Below are 19,605 nucleotides of genomic sequence, written 5' to 3' on the forward strand. Positions count from 1 at the left end.
GGCCTTAAAATAGATCGGTGAAACATGGTGAAGTTAAAAACAAGGAGGAGAAAGTAATGAGAAAGTTAGTATCGATTATCGCAGCTTTAAGTATCATTTTCTCAGGCGCTATTTCTCCAGTATTAGCAGCTGAAGTCCTGACAGACGAAGGCTTGGACTCTATTGTTGCAGGCGACCTTCCAGTCGGCGCTACTTTAGAGAACAATACCTTAGATCTAAAAGAACAATCTCAGAGGTTCTTCAAAGGTCTAAGCAATGCAAATACTGTAGATTCAGCAAATGCAGTACAGTCAAACGTTACTATGACAGGTGGCGGTCTGGCTGTAAGTATGAACGCAGCTGATGTTGACAACTTGGACGGTTTGAATGATGATTATTATGGCAGAGAGCAGAACAATGATCTGAAATTAAAAGATGATGCACAGAGCGGTTCATCAGGGTATCCACCAGCTGATGTTGGACAGGATTTCTTCGCAGCTTTGAGCAATCTCAACACTGTTGACTCTGCTAATGCTATCCAGTCAAACATCACTGCTGGTAATGATGACAAATTCAGCGGCAACAATGCTGATGTATTGAATGATGATGGTACGACTACTTGTCACGTAGAGACTAACAATCTGATGATACTCAAAGACCAGGCACAGAATAGGCTTTGGGCACTCAGCAATGTTAACACAGTTGATTCAGCAAATGCTGTCCAGTCAAACATCACTGTGAATACAGGTGTTACTGGTGATAATGTAGCTGATGCTACAAGTCGTAACTGTGCTATAGTAGAGAATGCAGATGGCACATCAGTTGCAGAACCACTGCCAGAAACTGAACCTGCAAAACTGGTTAACAACAAGCTGGTCATAGACAATACTGCTCAGGCAGAACTCATGGCACTAAGCAACTTAAACACAGTTGATTCTGCTAATGCAGTTCAGTCAAACATCAGTATTCATGGCGCAGATAATAACAATCAAAACCAGGCAGAGGTGCTTAATGAAGATGGTATAGCACCAACTGGTCAGAAGATTTTGAACAACACCTTAAAGATCAAGGATCAGGCACAGCATGATTTAATTGCACTCTCGAACTTGAATGCAGTTGATTCAGCAAGTGCTGTTCAGTCTAACATTACCTATGCTCATTGTAAAAACATCAATACTAACAAGGCTGATGTTGAGAACAATGATGGTGGAGTTGGAGTGGGTGTAGTAGATTCAAGCGGCAACCCAATGGATCCAGTAGTAGATAACAATGACGCACTTTCTCTTGGGACAAATGTCCAGGGTGGCCTTACTGCGCTTAGCAATATCAATTCAGTTGATTCTGCTAATGCAGTTCAGTCAAATATCACTGTTAATGACAGTGATTATGAAGGAACAGCAGGGCCAACAAAGGTGTTGAATATTAACAAGAACATAGCTGGTGTTTTAAACACTGATGCTGATCCAGAGACAGATGGTGGAAATAATTCCATACTGCTCGGAGGCTTAGCTCAGAGCGGACTTATGGCACTCAGCAATATTAATACCATTGATTCTGCTAACACAGTCCAGTCCAATGTCACTGTAAATAATACAGTTGGCGATGTTGGAGAGATTCACAACATAAGTAAGAATGAGGCCTTTGCATCATTTGACCTTTACTACCATGGTGGTTGCTGTGGCGGAAATGGTATAGATGATGGCGGATGTGTTGACATTAACTGTCCACCAATAAGTTGCATAGGTATAATTTCTGAACCTTGCACAAAGAACTATGCAGGTGATGGGAATAATATCCTTACACTTGAGGGTAGTGCACAGATTGGCTTAATGGCACTAAGTAACCTCACAGCTGTTTCCAGTGCAAGCGTTATACAATCCAACATTACTGCCAATGGTATTGGTAAGGAAGATGATGGATCTGGAACAATGGTTGGAAGCGCAAATAATGTCAGAAACTTCAGTGAGAACATAGCTTCTGTTTGGAATTCTAGTGGAACAGGAGACAATACTCTTGAGTTAATGGACAATGCACAGCAAGGTCTTTGTGCGCTCAGCAATGTTAACACAGTTGATTCAGCAAATGTTGTTCAGTCAAATATTACTGTAACAGCAGATGATGTGAATCTTTGTGCTGAAGTTGGCTGGAATGTGGACTTTGATCGGCTTGTTTTAGGTCTTTGCCCGCAGGGCGACTCATTACTTGCTATTCAGTATCCTGATCTAGGAGAAATAGGACCAGATCTCTTAGGTGCTCTTAACAATAACATGTTTACATCTGCCACTATCAATGGTTTTGCACCTGATACAGAAAGCTGGATTTTCTTCAGGAGTTCATTAGGCAATCCGTCATGGGTCAATTGCTTAAAGCATATGTTTAAAGGTAAAGCGCTTTTAAACTACAGCATGAACGCAGCTGATGTCTATGATGCAAGCGGTGACTCTCCGGAAGACAGTACAACTGATTTACTTACCATTGAAGTCAGCGCTCAGAAAAATCTAAGCGCATTGAGCAATCTCAACACAGTTGGTTCTGCAAATGCAGTTCAGTCAAATATAACTGTAAACTGGGTTGGCGGTGAGCTTAACAATGGACTTGTCAGCATCAATGCAAATCTTGCTAAAGTCCAAAATGCTGCTGGTATTGGAGAAAATAAGATGAAGCTAGCAGGCAGTGCCCAGGAAGAGCTAACAGCATTGAGTAATCTTAACACGGTTGAAAGCGCAAATGCAGTTCAGTCCAACGTCACACTTACCAGGGCATCAGGCGCAAGCGAAACATGCTTTGGTTGTGAAGGTGCTGCAATGGCATGTACTTTCAATTTGAATTCTGCTGAGGTTAGAAATTATGATAAGGTTAGAGATGTTGTTCAAGAAACTCCTATAGATGTACCTGATAGGGTTAATTCTTTGAAACTATCTGGTATGGCACAGCAAAACCTTATCGCATTAAGTAACCTTAATGCAGTAAATTCAGCAACAGCTGTTCAGTCAAACATAACAGTGAGCAGCGGCATAGGCATGAATGTTAGTGTCAATACCGCATGCGTATCAAACGTAGGTAGAAGTTTTGCAGATTAATTAGCACCTAAAGTAACATTGTGTAGGGCAGGTTTAAACCTGCCCTACACAAGCACACATAACTTTACATTTGAAGCAAGACCTTAAATGTAAAGTTAAACATTGAAATAGAGGTGAATTGACATGAAGAAGTTAGTAGCATTAACAATTAGCCTATTAGTAGTTGCGATGGCTATACCTTGTTTTGCTGGAAGCGCTCGTATCCTCAGTGATGAGGAGCTTGATATGGTTTCAGCTAAAGGTGTTGATCAGCCAGAGGTGATTTGGGAGATCCTCCCTATGGTCTCAGGCAACATGGAAGATTTCTTTGCTAATGGCGTACCGTATGACCTTGGTAGTGGTAACACAGTTTTTACCATGGGCGGGAACGCGCAGCAGAATCTACAAGCCTTAAGCAATATAACTGCGGTTAATAGCGCAGTCGGAGTCTTGATAAATATCACTGTTGTTAACGGCAATCTTACTGGGACAGTTAATCAGACCAACAACGCCCAGATAACCAACTTCGTATTCTAGTAGGCCAGGTTTAAACCTGGCCTACGTGGCACCAGGTGGAATATTATGAGAAAGCATAACAGTATATTTATATTTGTCTTTATTTTAGCGATGTCTTTAGTAGCAGAGCCTTGCTTTGCTGCTAGTATTGGCATTGCAGGCAGGATAAACAAGAACGTAAAGAGTCTCAAAGAGATACGTCATCAGAATATTGAAGCTCAGAGTCTGGATTACTCCTGTGGTCCGGCGTCTCTAGCTACTCTTCTGAGCTATTACTTCGGCGATAAAGTCACCGAAGTAGACGTACTCGAGACGCTCCTTACGACCTGCGACATTGAAAAGGTAAAGGCAAAGAAGGGCTTTTCGCTCTTAGACCTGAAACGTTTTGCCCAGTCCCGCGGCTACGATGTAGTCGGCTATAAGATGGACCTGGAGTTTCTCGTTGAGCTCGATAAGCCAGTCTTGATCCCCGTGAGTATAAAGGACTACTCGCATTTTGTTATATTCCGGGGGCTAGAGGGCGATCGCGTGTTCATAGCTGACCCAGTACTGGGCAACATGACCATGCGCTACGAGAAGTTCGAGAGGATCTGGGAAGGCGGCATAGGCCTGGTGCTTAATGGCAGAGACGATGAGAAACTAAAAGACTCTCCTTTAAGGATAAGCGGCCAAGAAGAGGCAGTTTTCGCGGACGCTACGACTGTACGAAGGCTATTCGGAGTAAATTCCCTAGGCACCATCTTCGCGGATGGCGAGTTCTAAACTTTACACTTTAAGTGTAAAGTAGGCCAGGTTTAAACCTGGCCTACAGTTACTGTTGTAATGGATTCCCGCTTTCGCGGGAATGACAAAGTTAACGGTTGACATATACCTATAATTTGTGGTATAAAGTCTATAGCCATGAGACATTTGATGGTATTTTTTATTCTCTGGAGTAGTATGTTTCTTGCTGCACCCATCAGCATAGGCGCTAGCCTGGCTGAAGAGCAAAGGGAAATAGAGGGGGTAGTAGTAGGGTATTACTCTGCCAAGATCAGCTGGGCAACAGATGAGCCAGCTACTTCACAGGTAGACTATGGCACATCAGGGTTTATATATGAACAGAGTTCCCCAGAGCGCAACAGCCTATTAATCAATCACGAGATAATCCTGAGCAACCTCAAGCCATCTACCCTATATCATTACAGGATAAGGAGTAAGGACGCTTTTGGCAATGAGGGTGTGAGCCAGGACCTTACATTTAAGACTCTGGATTTCTCCATAGCTGATAATAAAGCACCCACTATATCTAATATAAAGGTAGCCTCTCTTGCAGGCGTAAAAGAGCCTACCTATTTATCAGATGAGGAGGCAGCTGCTATTATAGGTGCAGGCCCGGCAGCGCCTAAAGGCAATTTCCCGGGTGGTAAGATAATTGCAGTAGCAAAGGCAAAACCAAAAGCAGAACCAAAGGCAGAGACAAGGCATATACAGGAGGGATCTGAGCCTGCAGCTTCAGGCATGATCCATTCAGCAGGTCAGCTTACTAAGCACGAAGCGCCAGTGGAAAAGACGCTTGTGCAAAAGGGCGGATTACTCATGCCTAAAGGCACATGGCAGTATGAGCCAAGTTTTGCCTATGCTCATACATCAGCAAATCGTATTGCCATAAGCGGATTTACAGTGCTGCCGGTTCTAATAATAGGAAGCATTTCCGTAGACGAAGTAAAAAGGGACATACTTATACAAACCAATACCTTTCGCTATGGGTTATTTAATAATTTCCAGGTAGAAGTAAAGGTCCCATCCCATATAGGTATCAATACGAGCGTATAACCACAGCAGACAATATAGAAACTACAGATAATCTGTCTGGACTTGGTGATATTGAGGCAGGATTATATAAGCAGATAGCGTTTGAGCATGGATGGGTACCAGATCTAATAGCTGGGGTCAGTGTAAAGTCAGACAGCGCCGATAAAAGCCCTTATGAGAATCCAGGAGATATTGGCTTAGGAACAGGGCACTGGGCAGTAAAAGGGAGCCTGGTGTGGGTAAAGTCAAGCGACCCGGCGATTGTCTTTGGTGGATTGAACTATACATGGAATATGGAAGATGATATTACAAATTACGGCAAGATAAATCCTGGAAATACTATTGGATATTCTCTTGGAATGACCTTTGCCTTGAATTACCAGGTAGCATTAAACCTGGGCGTGGACCAGAGCGTTACCGAAAAGATGAAAATAGATGACACTCCAGTAAATGGCTCATTTACTAATGTAGCCAGTTTTAAATACGGTTTTGTCTGGTCTGTAAACAAGAACTTTTCCTGTGATGTATCCGCAACACACGGCCTAACAGAAGACTCACCTGACATGGTCCTGGAAGTCCGCTTCCCGTATACCTTCTAAACCCAACAAAAAAAGCCGAGGCTGGACCTCGGCCATTGGCCGAGGTCCAGCCTCGAAAGTTTAAACCCGGGCTACAGCTTTACACTCGTGCAAGTAGGCCAGGTTTAAACCTGGCCTACTTGTTTTGCTTTGTTTCGTTAAGTTTTAAAAAATATTAAAAAAGTATTTGACAAGACAGCGTTTACATGGTATACTTTCGTTCAATACCGTATAAAACCGTAGTAACTAAACGAGAGGTGGTTCATGAAGAAAGTATGTAAAATTGTATTAAGTTTGTGCTTTTTGGCTTCCATTCTTGTAATTAACTCCACATTATATGCTGCAGAAGGATTAAAGATAGGCGATGCAGAGATCATCCCTTGGGGTGAAGTGCGACTTCAGTATGATGACAACATATTCCTGGATTCTGATGATGAAAAGGATGACATTATAGTCACGCTTGTGCCAGGTGTATCTCTTGAATGGCCATTCAGTGATAATCTTCTAAAGCTTGACTATCACGCGGAGATCACAGAGTTTATGGATTATGGCTCAAATGATGCCACGAACCATTATTTCTCCGGAGACCTGGAGGTAGAATTGCAGGACCTTACCTTTAATATATATGATGACTATAAGCATGTATATGAAAGGGCGTCCACAGAGGATACCTTAAGGATCAAGAGGGAAGACAATACTATAGGTATCAGGGCTGGCCTGGAAAAGGATCGGCTTGGTGTACAGCTTGGTTATGAGCATTTTACTCGTGATTACAAAGACGAAGATACTTATGATATTTATGACAGAAAAGAGGATATTTATTCCGCGGTCCTTACCCACCAGACATTCGCAAAGACAAAACTTCTGGCAGAATATGATTTCGGGCAGATCAGGTATGATAGTTCCACCCGTTCAGACTCAGACTACCACCAGTTTCTTGTTGGCGCAATAGGCGAACTGACTCCAAAAACTACAGCTACTGTAAAAGCAGGTTATCAGTTCAGGGAGTACGATGATAGCACCCAACCTGATTTTGATACAGGAGTGCTTTACGCGGATCTGACACACGAATTTTCAGAAAAAGATGCTCTTAAGCTTTCACTGACCAGGACAGCTTACGAGTCCACTTATGATATAAATAATTATTACACTGTAGAGAATGTAACCGCGATATACGACCACTATTTCACTGCAAAACTACTTGGTTTTGTAAACGGCATATACCAGGTCAATTCCTATCCTCGAGAGACTACAGAAGGGACTGAGACACACAAGAGAGAAGACAGGTATGCTTCTTTGGGCGCTGGTTTCAGGTATTATATGCAAGAATGGCTGACATTTACTATGCAGCTCGAGCATATAGACAGGGATTCTAATTTTGATACATTTGATTACGAACAGAATCTAGCCACACTTACTGCAAAGGCGGTATTCTAACTTGCGATATTTAACCTTTCTATTAGCGCTAACTCTAGTACTGAATCCTTTCACACTCCTTGCTGAAGAGTACAAGGTCGATACAGGGGATGTGCTTCTTATCACTGTGTATGAGCAGGCAGACCTTACTACTAAGGTGCGCGTTAGCTCAAAAGGCGAGATCACCTTTCCTCTGATTGGTACTGTAAATGTAAAGGACCTCACAGTGGAAGAGATAGAGAAAAAGATAATGGTCTCACTTAAAAAAGACTACCTCGTAGACCCTCAGGTCAATGTCTTTATAGAAAAATATACAGAGAAGAAGGTATTTGTAATGGGTTTTGTAAATAGGCCAGGCGAATATGAGCTTTTTAAAGACCGTCCTACCACAGTGCTTGAGGCAATTACTATGGCAGGCGGTTTTAAAGAAGGCGCAGCTCAGAACGGAACCAAGGTACTGCGCGTAGATAATGGCCAAGAACTCACCATAGCTATAAAAGTAACAGACATCACGAAAAAGGGCGATAAAGAAAAGGACATCCCTGTAAAACCAGGAGATATTGTTGTCGTGCCAGAGAGTTTCTTTTGAACACAGATGATCGCAGATGAAAGGATATAGATGATCACAGATGTAACTAAGAACATACATATGCGTGATTACCTTAATATAATAAGTCGCAGGAAATGGCTCGTCATAAGCTTTTTCCTGATCACTGTTACGCTCGTGACAGTGACATCTTTCATGCAGAAAAAGGTCTACAGGGCCACTGCCACAGTAATAGTGGATGTGGAAGGCCCGAGTGTCCTGGCGGTAAAGGATGTTGTTAAGCTCGGTGAGACCAATTATTTTGCATACCGCGATTACATAGAGACCCAGCAGGAGATAATAAGGGGCAGGCGCACTGCCTACCGTGTCATGAAGAACCTGGGATTGATCAAAAAAGAAGAGTTTAGCGAATCCAAAGACCCTATACAGACACTTCTGGAAAAGGTAAAGGTAGAGCTATTGCGTGATACAAGGATCATCAATGTACGCGCAGAAGATAACGATCCTAATCTGGCCAGCCGCATCGCGAATGAGTTTGCCAAGGTCTATGTTGATTCCAACATAGCTATGAAGATGAAGATGTCGCAGGATGCTCAGGATTGGTTAGGAAAAGAGGTTGATATCCAGAAGAAAAAGGTAAGAGAAGCAGAACTGAAACTTCAGGCTTACAAGGAACAAAATAGTATTGTTTCCATAGAGAACCAGGAGGCCATGATCGATGATGGCCTGGCTAAACTGAATTCCAGTTATCTGGCAGCGCAGGAGCGAAGGATAGGCGCAGAGACTACCTATAATAGCCTTATTGATAGCAGTGGAAATGTGGCCATGGAAAATCTGCCATCGCTTTTAACAGACAATAAGTCCTTACAGTTATTAAAGGACGATTACCTGAAGCAAGAGGCGCTTTTAGTCGAATATAAGAAGATCTACAAGTATAAGCATCCTAAGATGATAAAGCTCTCAGAGAATATAGATTATCTTAAATCTCGCCTGAAGAGCGAGATAGGGAATGAATATAATAGCGCAGTCGCGGAGGAAAAAAAGTTTAAGATGGCTCTTGCCGAACAAAAGAAAGAGGCCCTGGGATTAGAGCGTAAGATCATAGAGTACAGTGCCTTAGATAGAGAAGTAGAGACCAATGACCGTATTTTAGAGATCGTACTCAATAGACTCAAAGAGACATCTATCTCCAGCCAGATACAGGCGAATAATGTACGAGTGCAGGATCTGGCAGAGCCTCCCATAAAACCAATAAAACCAAAGAAAAGAATAAATATCATACTTTCCATGATCGTGGGTTTGATGGGCGGCATAGTCCTCGCGTTTTTCAGGGATTATATGGACATCAGTTTAAAAAATCCCAATGAGATAGCCAGTGTGCTTCAGATACCTTTACTAGGGTCTGTGCCTAAGGTTAAATTAGACGGGAATCGTATCAGGAAAAAGGCTGATATCGACCGTGTTGTTGAAAAGGATTCGGCTTCACTGGCTTCAGAGGCCTACCGTTCAATAAGGACAAATCTTTTATTCTCGCTAAACCATTCAGGCTCTTCAAAGAGTATAGTTGTAACAAGTTCTGTACCCAAAGAAGGAAAAAGCATTACTGCGGTGAATCTCGCGCTCATGATAGCTAATAGTGGAGAAAGAGTGCTTTTAGTAGACGCTGACATGAGAAGGCCAAGACTTCATACAGTATTTAATGATGATAATTCAATAGGCCTTACGCAGTTTTTATCAAAAGAAGCGGACTTTGAAAGTGTAGTCAAACCTTCCGGCATAGATAATCTAAGCATAGTCACTTCAGGAGGCACTATTGGCAGTTCCGCGGAATTGATCTCTTCAGAACAGATGAAAATTTTCATAGAAAAGGCATCATCTGGATTTTCAAAGATCATCTTTGATACACCACCTATAGCCTTAGTTACAGACGCGGCATTGCTCTCGAGTATCTGTACAGGGGTGCTCCTGATAGCTGAAGGCGGCAGGGCAACAAAGGATTTATTGATAAAATCCAAAGGACTCTTAGAAAAGGTAGACGCGAAGATCTTAGGCGTCATAGTCAATAATATATCTCTTACCAGCGATAGTTCCTACCAGCAGTATTACTACGGAAAGACTTACGGTAAAACTTAATTTCTGATTTTTGCATTAGAGAACAAGGGGGATCGTCTTAGCATGAAGCGATTAAAAAAACATAAAATCAATTAAAATCGAAAGCATAATGGATTCCCGCTTTCCCCGTACCATTCGCTTCGCTCAGGTACGGGGCACGCGCGGGAATGACAGCAACAATAGTAGCCCAGGTTTAAACCTGGGCTACCAAAAAGGAGAAAAATCATGAAAAAGAAATTCGAAGGAGATGTTTATTTTACACCAAAGCAGGCTGCAGAGTATTTTAATCTGAGTCTGTCTACTATTAAGAATTACATCTATGCGGGCAAGCTTAGGACGCTAAAGACGCCAGGGGGCCATCACAGGATCAGCAAGGCTGAACTCTTTGCTACCCTGGATCACGGGGTCGCATCCAGCGACTCGCTTTCTTCAGCTATATTCCTGTCCAACATCACCATGGCCTTATTCAATGCGATCGGCCCTGCAGGAAAATCCCTATCCCTGCATGTGCAGAATGTCTCTGAGCTATGCAGTCAGATAGCAAAGAAGCTGGGCTTAAGCGATCTAGATCTAAATCGCATAAAAATAGCAGGCCTTGTCCATGACATAGGGCATATAGGCATAGACAAGAGCATACTTTTAAAATCAGGGCCATTGAGCGCCCAGGAATATGAATTAATAAAGAAACACCCGACACTGGGCCACCAGACATTGAGTTCGATAAAAGAATTGAACGGCATCGCGGACCTTGTGATCCAGCATCATGAGAGGATAGACGGGACTGGTTACCCAAAAGGCCTTAAAGGAAGTGACATCCATGTGGGCGCGCGCATTATAGCTATTGCAGAGGCGTATGATTCAATGGTCTCAGAGCATTCGTATAAGACGCCTGTTTCAAAGAACAAGGCCATAGCTGAGCTTATGCAGCATAAGGGCACGCAGTTTGATAAAGATATCGTGGAGATCTTTACTAAGATCATATGATGAAACTTTTCTTGATCTTAATCCTGGCATTCGCACCTATAGCAAGAGGAGCGGCTCGTGTATGGGCATTTGCGCCTATACAGATCTTTACGCTCGCTGTGCTTTTATATTCTATATTCAAGATGAGTGTAAATAGAGAGATCAGGATAAAAAGGACTCCCTTAGATATCCCTATAGTATTATTCTTATTTGTTTTTATAGTATCATGTTTTAATTCCAGCTATGCCTATGCCTCAATAATGGAATTTACGAAACTATTTACCCTGGCCTCTATCTTTTACCTGACAATTAATTTTGTAAAGACAAAAGAGGATATAAAGAAAGTATTAAACGCGGTTTTGATCGTAGCGACAGCCATTGCCTTATTTGGCATATTACAGTATATAGGCGCAGTAGACAGGTCCTGGTGGGCCAAGGAAAACTTTTTATCAGCCACCTATGTAAATCATAACCATTTTGCCGGGCTGTTGGAACTGACCATACCCCTTTCAATAGGCATGTTTTTATCGGAAAGGACATTAGGCAAAAAGTCTTTATACGTATACTCGACCCTGATCCTTTGCGTCGCGTTTTTACTTTCTATGTCAAGGGGAGGGTGGCTGTCTTTATCGATCTCTATGCTTTTTATGATCATGTGTATTTCAATAAGCGGAAGATTACGGCTTACGAAAAAAACAGGCATCGCTATTTTATTGCTAATGATAGGTGTCGGCGTATTTGCGTTAAAGGCAGCTGGTAAGGATGCTTTAGTGGGCAGGGTATCCAGCTATAGATACTTGGATTTTTCAGGAAGGCTTGACATATGGAAGGCTTCCTTAAGCATGATAAAAGATAACTGGTTCTTAGGGACAGGGCCAGGCACATTTATATATAGTTTCCCGAAATACAGGCTGGCAGGCATGAACATGCTTGTCAATTACGCGCACAATGACTATCTTCATGTCTTATCTGAACTGGGTGTATTCGCTTTAGGCATTATGGTCTTCACCATCTTTACCATAGTCAAAAAGGCTATAAGGACATACAGAGTGGCTAATTCATCTTTTAAGATGTGGATCTCTCTTGCCCTTGCTACAGGCATCTTAAGCATTGCCATACACGGTATCGGAGATTTTAATTTTTATATGCCGGCAAATGCTATTTTATTTACTGTGTTTTCCGCATTTATCTTTAATCTATCTTCCAGGAAGGAGAAGAAGATCGAGCCCCTGGTCATAAAACACGGCCCTGTTTTTAAACCTCTTGTATTGACAGCAGTTATTGCCTTGATCATTTTTATAACTAGCTCTCTTGCGGCAGATGTGTGCCGGTTGAGCTCTCAAAAGGCGCTATCCAACAATGAATTGAATAAGGCAGAATACATGATGTTTTTGGCAACCAGGATATGCCCTTTAAATTACAAATATCATTATGAGCTCGCCAAGATCTACGATAAGAAAACTGATGTAAAAAGATCAGCGCAGTCCTACGAACGCTCCATAGCCTTAAATCCCCTGGACGCGTGGTCGTGGATGGGCCTTGCTGATAATTATTACAGGCGCAATATTGGCCTGGCAGATTCGGCGTACAGAAAGGCCGTGGAATTAGACCCGTTAAATTCATATTATCTTAAGAAATTTGGCAAGTTTTTGGTAGAGACAGGCGATTCAGGGCTTTCAAGCAGTATATATAAAAAGGCATCTTACGCGGAGTCTAAGTCTGAGACGCTTTCGATTCTGCCAACAGACTTTGCAGATGGAGAGACTTATCAGGAAAAGGCGGCCCTTTCATTTTCCGCGCAGAATATAAACAAGGCCCTTGTATTTTATGAGATGGCAGAGAATCTTCTTGAAGAGACTGACAAGGCAAAGCTGGGCCAGGTAAAGTGTTACCTGAAGATGTCTTTGTTAGGTGAGGCACTTAATAGATTTAGAGAGATACAGCCTTCTATATCAGCCAAGAGCACATTGTTTGCCTGCATGGGAGATTATTATTTAAGAAAGGGATCCATTGATACAGCAAATAGGTTTTTAGAAAAATCAATAACATTAGATCCTGAAAACCCGGAACCCTACCAGGTACGTTATAAGATTTCAAAGGCAAAGGAAGATAGCTCCAAGATATTGAGTTTTAACAGTCTTCTTACCTCAACAGAGCTGGGTGAAGATGGCCTTGAGATAACATTCGAACTCAAAAAACAATTTGCCTCTGAGGGAAGATTGAGTGTAGATCTCATCCTGCCAGCAGGCATATATGAATTTAATGTCAAGGCAAGGGGCAAAGATGCGCTGGATATCTGGCCTCACATGGAGGTGTGGTTTAATAATAAAAAATCACTGGATACTCATGTGACAAATATATATTGGAATTTCTATCCAGGGATCGTAGTGGTGGATTACCCGGTGAACAGGATGGATATAATATTCGATAATGATTATTATGACGAAAATACGCTGGAAGATCGTAATCTCTGCGTACACAGCATAAGTTTAAAAGCCCTTTAATCGGAGTGTTTATGTCTTTAAAACTATTATTTACACCAGAAACGATAATTTTATTAGGGGTAGTATTTACAGGGATGATCTTTTTGTTTCTTCTGGTGAATAAGAATTTTGTTATGGGCATATATCTGTGGTTTTTAATAGACCTGTTTTTAAAATATCAGAAGTTAAATTTCGCGGGCTCTATAATGCCGGCCATATCTATGGAAAGGATATTATTCGCGTTCCTGATAGGGATCTTCATCATAGAGGTCTTTTCAGGGAAGCTAAAGATTTCCAGGTTTACAGGCATAGAGTATGTGATGCTTCTATTTTGCCTCTTTGCCCTGATCTCGATGTTTTGGACAGGCTCTCTTATCAGGGCTGGCGGAAAACTGAACATAGGGCAGTTATTGACCGGATATATATTTCCATTTTCCATGTTTTTTATAAGCAAAAATGTCTACGATAACGCGAAAAAAAGAGAAGGGTTTATAAAGTTTGTTATGCTGATAGGACTGTATCTGGTATGTACGGCATTTTTAGAGCATTTTCATATAAACAGACTGATCTGGCCCAGGTATATATTAGATCCTTCCTTTGGGATACATTTTGAAAGGGCAAGAGGGCCATTTGTCCAGGGAGCAGTCAATGGTACAGTGCTCGGATTTGTGCTCGTAAGCTCGTTCTACTTCCTCCTTCATCGCAATAAGAGGGACTTGTGGAGGACCTGTTCACGGGTTCTATTGATATTGTCTCCTATCGCTATATTTTTTACATATACCAGGGCTGCGTGGGTAGGCGCTCTGGCAGGTTTTTCACTGATCCTTTTATTTATTCTTAAGCAGGGAAAAAAGATGTCCACTCTAGTCATAATTATCTTATGCATAGGTATTTTTATAGGACTGGGATTTTTCCTGGACGATAGCGTAGTCTCTCTTTCGTCCGAGAGGGCTTTTGACGAGAGCCCTGTTCACGATAGATTAAATCTGTATATAGCCATGATAAATATGTTCAAAGAGCACCCTATTTTAGGCGTAGGCTTTGGTAAATTTACAGAATTTTCAAAGAATTATTTTAAGAACGTAGATGGTATACATTTTCAGGCAGTGGGCCTGAGCGGACATGATAGTTTCGCGGGCGTATTAGCGGAGATGGGAATTCTGGGTTTTTCGTTAATAGCCTCTGTGTATCTTCTGATCCTGCGCAGCAGCATCAGATTATATAAAAATTTAAAGAAGGACGCAAAGGATACGCAGCTGGTAATAGTCTTTTGGGCATTTATGATCGTATTTATAGTCAATTCGGTTTTTATAGAGATGAAGTTTTTTGAATTCGTAAGCAGCATGTTTTTTGTATTTGCAGGTATCATATGCGCATGGGAGAGGAATTATGCAGCAGCGCGAGCTTGATAGAAAAAATGTTATAAGGGATACGTCTTTCTTTTCAGGGAGTGTCTATATCTCCCAGGCGATGTTTTTTATACGCGGGTTCCTGAACGCGAAGATACTCGGGCCGGAACTTTACGGGGTTTGGTCTTTCTTGAATATAATCCTGCGATATAGCGTATTTGCTCATCTCGGCAGTTTTAATGCCATGGCCAGGGAGATCCCTTATGAAAACGGCAAGCGCTCAAATAAAGGCATGGATAGAGTCAGGAATGTGGTTTTTACATTCTCACTCTGCACCATCTCCATATTCGCGCTCGGGGTGATAATAGTGGCGATTTTATTGTGGAAGAGACTTCTTCTGTATGAGGCAGTGGGCCTTATAGTGATAGCCGCCCTTGCTGTTTCAATGGCATTGTATGAATTCTGTCAGACCTCTCTGATAGGAGTAAAAAGGTTTGTGCTGATAAGCAAGGCGAATGTGCTATTTCCGATCTTAAGCGTGCTTCTTACATTGCTTTTTGTCCCCAGGCTTAAGATATACGGAGTTTATATTGTCGCGCTAGTAATACCCATATTGACAGTCACATATCTTTACATGAAGGAAAGCTTTAAGCTGAAGTTATGTTTTGACCTTAAAGAAATATACAGGCTCCTTAAGATAGGATTTCCAATAATGTCCAGCGGGTTTTTGCAGGGCACTATCACGAATATCGCGGGGATAATGACACTCAGCTTTTTAGGAAAGACGAATATGGGATATTATTCTGTGGCAGCGCTCGCGACTAATTTTCTGATGTATTTTCCTATGAGCATACACCGCTCTTTTGAACCGCATATCTATCAGCGTTACGGGGAGACGCATGATATAGGTTCGCTCAAGAAGTATCTCTTTAAGCCGATGCTGGTAATGTCTCTGTTATTTCCAGTGGCGCTCGCGTTTTATTATACAGGCGTGACATTTTTCATACGACATTTCCTGTCGAAGTATACTGTGGCTATTTATCCTTTTTCTATCATATTGATAGCGAGGTTTTTTCTCGCGTTTTCTCCAACAGCTGTCGCGATTATAACAGTTTTGAACAAGCAGAGGTTTCTCGTACCGGTCTATCTATCGGGTATTGCTATTGCGTTTGTCTCAGGCCTTGTATTTATAAATCAGGGTTTTGGTATAGTAGCTGTCGCGCTGGGGCTTTTATTATCATTTTTCTTCGTAGGGACCGTTATATTTATATATTCTATGAAGCAATACATAAAAAGCCCGCTTACATGCATAGGTTATTTAGTAACTATGTCTATCCCGCTTGTGTATATGATTGGAGTGATATTTTTTAATGAGATCATGATACCTGTTTCTGTGGAGATCCTTCCGGATATCTTTGTTCTTGTCATGAGGCTCCTGACAGTGGCAGGTTTTTCTATACCTTTAATATATATCGCGCACAGGAAGACAGGGATATTGCATGATGTGGCAGGGTTTATAAGGAGAAAAAGATGAAGTTAGTAATAATAAGCCCATACCCGCTGGACAATGATACCGATAACATACATGGCGGGGTCGAGGCAGTGGCAGTTAATCTACTGAAAGGACTTTTAAGGTTTAAAGACCTTGATATACATGTCCTTACTGTAAGTCACGTTATAGACAAGGACAGGGATTTTAAGTCCAATGGTCTTACCATACACGCTGTAGCCGCAGACAAGAGATTTGGAAATATTACGCTTTACTCAAAAACAAGAAAGAGGATATGCAGAAAGATAAATGATATAAAACCTGACCTGATACATTCGCACATGCTTGGATATCATACGTTAGCAGCATTAGAGAGTGGTCATCCAAAGGTAGTTATAAGCACTCATGGCATAACTGAAGGCAACTGGGGAGTATCCTGCACGCTTATGGATAAGATGAGGCGATATCTTCAGGACTTGATACGCGAGAAATGCTTAAAGAGGGCTAAAAACATTATAGTAAATAGCCGGTTTTCAGAGGATTTTCTGAAGAGCTATAAGATCAGAAATCTTTACAGATTAAACAATCCGATCTCTGACCCATTTTTTAATATAGACGCGGATAAGGAAGAAGAAAACAGGATCTTATTCGCGGGGAATATCTCTGAGGCAAAAGGCGTAGGTACGCTTATAGAGGCAGTGAGGATTTTAAAGGGTTCGTTTAAGGATATAAGGGTCATGGTAGCCGGACCTGTAAGCGACAGTAGTTTTTACGCGAAGTTAGAAGGATTTATCAGGGAAAATAATCTGACCGGAGCTGTTAATTTTTTAGGCCATCTAAATGAGAATAAGCTGAGGGAGGAGTACGCAAAGGCCTCTATATTTGTTTTTCCTTCACAGCAGGATGTGGCCCCGCTCGCGCTTTTACAGGCAATGGCCTGCGGCAAGGCCATAGTCAGCACCAGGGTAGGAGGTATACCTTATATCGTGGATGACAGCGTAAACGGATTTTTGGTCAATAGCAAAAACCCTAATGCCCTGGCAGACATGGTAGCGGTATTATTAATGGACAAATCTCTACGTAAGGATCTGGGAGATAACGCGAAAAAAAAGATCTCCAAGGGCCACAGGATAGATTCTGTGGCAGAAGAGCTTTACGCGATATATAGAAGGTTTGAGGATAATTAATATGTTAAACATAAAGCAAGTTTCTAATCATGGGGAGTTCGAAGGCTATAAAGGCATGTGGAATGGCTTGCTAGAGAAGAGCAATATAGACAATGTCTTTATGACCTACGAGTGGGTCGATACATATATAAGGCATTTCTGCGTCTCTCAAAGATTATTGATACTGAATATCTTTGAAGGCGATAGATTAATAGGCATAGCGCCCCTAATGATAAGAAAATATAAATATCTTGGCTTACCTGTGAGGGCCGTTTCCTTTATAGGCGCAGGCGCGTCAGACAGGATGGATTTTATACTAACAGGCGACAAGGAAAAGGCCATATACCTGGTATTAGATCATCTGATGGGAATAAGCTCAGAATGGGATCTCATAGACCTTGAGGAGATAACAGAAAAGAGCGCTACCGTAGAGATCATTGAAAAGTGGCTACAGGAAAGGAATATCCTGAATTTTTCAGGGCCCCAAAAGAGATCGTTCCTTATACAGTTCGATGGTAATAGAAAGTCTCTTGTGGAAAAATTTTCCGGAAAGCTCAAAAAAAGACTGACGAAGCTGGACAATAAGAATATACAAGTGAACCTGGACTTTAAAAGATACAGGGTAAGGGCCAGCGAGGTAGAAGCCATCTTTTCAGATATATGCGATATAGAGGATCGCAGCTGGCAGGGAAAAAAGCAGAAGGGCATCTTTACAAAAAACCCCAGTAGGGATTTTCACAAGGAGATATTTGATAGATTTTCAAGAAATGGACAGTTGGATATCTCGGTCCTGATGTTAGAAAAAAAGCCAATAGCTTATATCTATAATTATCTGTATGGCGGGCGTTCCTATAATTACAATGTCGCTTTTGATAACGCGCATAAAAACCTTTCTGCCGGGACCATGCTTATGTTCTGGATGCTGAAGGATTCTGCTGTAGGCGATATTTCAGAGTTTGATTTTATGAGGGGCGAAGAACCATGGAAGAAGAGATTGACAAGTTCTTTTAAACTCCACAATCGCGTGAGGATCTTTAAAGGCAGTTTTTATTCCAGGAGCCTGTATGTACTACAGTCAAAGATCATGCCTTATTTTAGAAAGAAAAACGCGCTTCGCAAAATATGGATAACTATCAAGGAGAAACTGGGATGGTATTGAGAAGATCTTTTAAAGACATGGCAAAAGATTTATATTGTCGGCTGGGAATACCAGGGTCTTTATTGCGCCTGGCAGGTCTTTCAAGGCGGCCAAGACTTTTTATATTTACATATCACAGGGTATGCGATGCCTCAGGGAGCGCCTCATATCTTGCAGTGCCAAGCAGTGTATTTGAAAGTCATATGAGATTTATAAAGAATAATTTTAAAATAGTATCTCTCTTGGAAGGTGTAGAGATCTTATCTAAGGATACATCAGGCGGTATGTACGCTGCCATAACCTTTGACGATGGTTATATGGATAATTATCTTAACGCATTTCCCATACTGAAGAAACATAACGTACCTGCCACTATATTTCTTACAACAGATTTTATTGGCAAGGATAGTCTTTTCTGGTGGGACAGGATTTTTAATGTAGTGTCACAATTTCAATTGAATGGCAAGACAAGAGAAGAGATGGCAGATGACATAAATAGCACTCTATTAAGAAAAAAAGAGTCTGAGATAGAATCCCTTGTCAGTGGCTTAGAGGCAAGGCACCTTAATAATAAAGATATAAGACCCTGCGCCATGCTTGGCTGGGATGAGGCCAGAGAGATGCGCGATAATGGGCTTATAGATTTCGGATCACATACAAAGACACATCAAAATCTCTGCCTGCTTAATGACACTGAGGCGTTAGAGGAACTAAGAGGTTCCAAAAAGAAGATAGAACAGGAGTTGGACATAGAGGTCAATGTATTCTGCTATCCCTACGGGTTGTTTGATAAAAGGGTCAAGGATCTTATCTCTCAGGCTGGTTTTAAATGCGCCAGGAGCGCGTCGCAGGGATCCAATAGCAGAGAAACAGACAGGTTCTCATTGAACTATATCGGCGTAGGATCTCTTTTAAGGACAGATTTTCTCGCGGCACGAGTTTCGTCAAATTTATTTAAGACCAGAAATGGAGTCACAGCGTGAATATCTTTACTACTCGATTTTACATAAATAGCC

15 protein-coding genes are annotated in these 19,605 nt (G+C 41.7%); all 15 read left to right on the forward strand.

Annotation, left to right across the window (positions count from 1 at the left end; translation table 11 throughout):
- Window positions 1-56 precede the first annotated feature (56 nt).
- Window positions 57-3,059, forward strand: coding sequence for a hypothetical protein (locus P9L93_05720; protein ID MDP8230584.1), 3,003 nt, complete (start codon window positions 57-59; stop codon window positions 3,057-3,059).
- 123 nt (window positions 3,060-3,182) lie between these two features.
- Complete coding sequence (locus tag P9L93_05725) at window positions 3,183-3,575, forward strand: hypothetical protein (GenBank protein ID MDP8230585.1); 393 nt, start codon at window positions 3,183-3,185, stop codon at window positions 3,573-3,575.
- Window positions 3,576-3,620: 45 nt separating this feature from the next.
- Window positions 3,621-4,316 (forward strand): C39 family peptidase, encoded by a 696-nt coding sequence (locus P9L93_05730; GenBank protein MDP8230586.1) that lies wholly within the window; start codon window positions 3,621-3,623, stop codon window positions 4,314-4,316.
- Window positions 4,317-4,466: 150 nt separating this feature from the next.
- Window positions 4,467-5,369 carry a fibronectin type III domain-containing protein gene (locus P9L93_05735; GenBank protein ID MDP8230587.1) on the forward strand — a complete coding sequence of 301 codons (903 nt, stop codon included), beginning with the start codon at window positions 4,467-4,469 and terminating at the stop codon, window positions 5,367-5,369.
- Between the two features lie 14 nt (window positions 5,370-5,383).
- The gene (locus P9L93_05740) at window positions 5,384-5,947 is read left to right on the forward strand and encodes a transporter (GenBank protein MDP8230588.1); all 564 of its coding nucleotides are present in this window, start codon (window positions 5,384-5,386) and stop codon (window positions 5,945-5,947) included.
- Window positions 5,948-6,190: 243 nt separating this feature from the next.
- Window positions 6,191-7,363, forward strand: a complete 1,173-nt coding sequence (locus P9L93_05745; GenBank protein MDP8230589.1) for an outer membrane beta-barrel protein — start codon at window positions 6,191-6,193, stop codon at window positions 7,361-7,363.
- Window position 7,364: 1 nt separating this feature from the next.
- Complete coding sequence (locus tag P9L93_05750) at window positions 7,365-7,931, forward strand: polysaccharide biosynthesis/export family protein (protein MDP8230590.1); 567 nt, start codon at window positions 7,365-7,367, stop codon at window positions 7,929-7,931.
- Between the two features lie 30 nt (window positions 7,932-7,961).
- Window positions 7,962-10,022 carry a polysaccharide biosynthesis tyrosine autokinase gene (locus P9L93_05755; protein MDP8230591.1) on the forward strand — a complete coding sequence of 687 codons (2,061 nt, stop codon included), beginning with the start codon at window positions 7,962-7,964 and terminating at the stop codon, window positions 10,020-10,022.
- A gap of 204 nt (window positions 10,023-10,226) precedes the next feature.
- Window positions 10,227-10,985, forward strand: a complete 759-nt coding sequence (locus P9L93_05760; GenBank protein ID MDP8230592.1) for an HD domain-containing phosphohydrolase — start codon at window positions 10,227-10,229, stop codon at window positions 10,983-10,985.
- The gene (locus tag P9L93_05765; protein ID MDP8230593.1) at window positions 10,982-13,468 is read left to right on the forward strand and encodes an O-antigen ligase family protein; all 2,487 of its coding nucleotides are present in this window, start codon (window positions 10,982-10,984) and stop codon (window positions 13,466-13,468) included. The genes P9L93_05760 and P9L93_05765 overlap by 4 nt, the downstream gene beginning before the upstream one ends.
- A gap of 11 nt (window positions 13,469-13,479) precedes the next feature.
- On the forward strand, window positions 13,480-14,856 hold the full coding sequence (locus P9L93_05770) for an O-antigen ligase family protein (protein ID MDP8230594.1): 1,377 nt from the start codon (window positions 13,480-13,482) through the stop codon (window positions 14,854-14,856).
- The gene (locus P9L93_05775) at window positions 14,837-16,330 is read left to right on the forward strand and encodes an oligosaccharide flippase family protein (GenBank protein MDP8230595.1); all 1,494 of its coding nucleotides are present in this window, start codon (window positions 14,837-14,839) and stop codon (window positions 16,328-16,330) included. Before P9L93_05770 ends, P9L93_05775 begins: the two co-directional genes overlap by 20 nt.
- Window positions 16,327-17,472: a glycosyltransferase family 4 protein gene (locus P9L93_05780; protein MDP8230596.1), complete on the forward strand. Its 1,146-nt coding sequence runs from the start codon at window positions 16,327-16,329 to the stop codon at window positions 17,470-17,472. Before P9L93_05775 ends, P9L93_05780 begins: the two co-directional genes overlap by 4 nt.
- A gap of 1 nt (window position 17,473) precedes the next feature.
- Window positions 17,474-18,610, forward strand: coding sequence for a GNAT family N-acetyltransferase (locus P9L93_05785; GenBank protein MDP8230597.1), 1,137 nt, complete (start codon window positions 17,474-17,476; stop codon window positions 18,608-18,610).
- Window positions 18,601-19,572 carry a polysaccharide deacetylase family protein gene (locus P9L93_05790; GenBank protein MDP8230598.1) on the forward strand — a complete coding sequence of 324 codons (972 nt, stop codon included), beginning with the start codon at window positions 18,601-18,603 and terminating at the stop codon, window positions 19,570-19,572. The genes P9L93_05785 and P9L93_05790 overlap by 10 nt, the downstream gene beginning before the upstream one ends.
- The last annotated feature ends 33 nt before the right edge of the window (window positions 19,573-19,605 follow it).

The organism is Candidatus Gorgyraea atricola (assembly GCA_030765235.1).
GTDB lineage: Bacteria > Omnitrophota > Gorgyraeia > Gorgyraeales > Gorgyraeaceae > Gorgyraea > Gorgyraea atricola.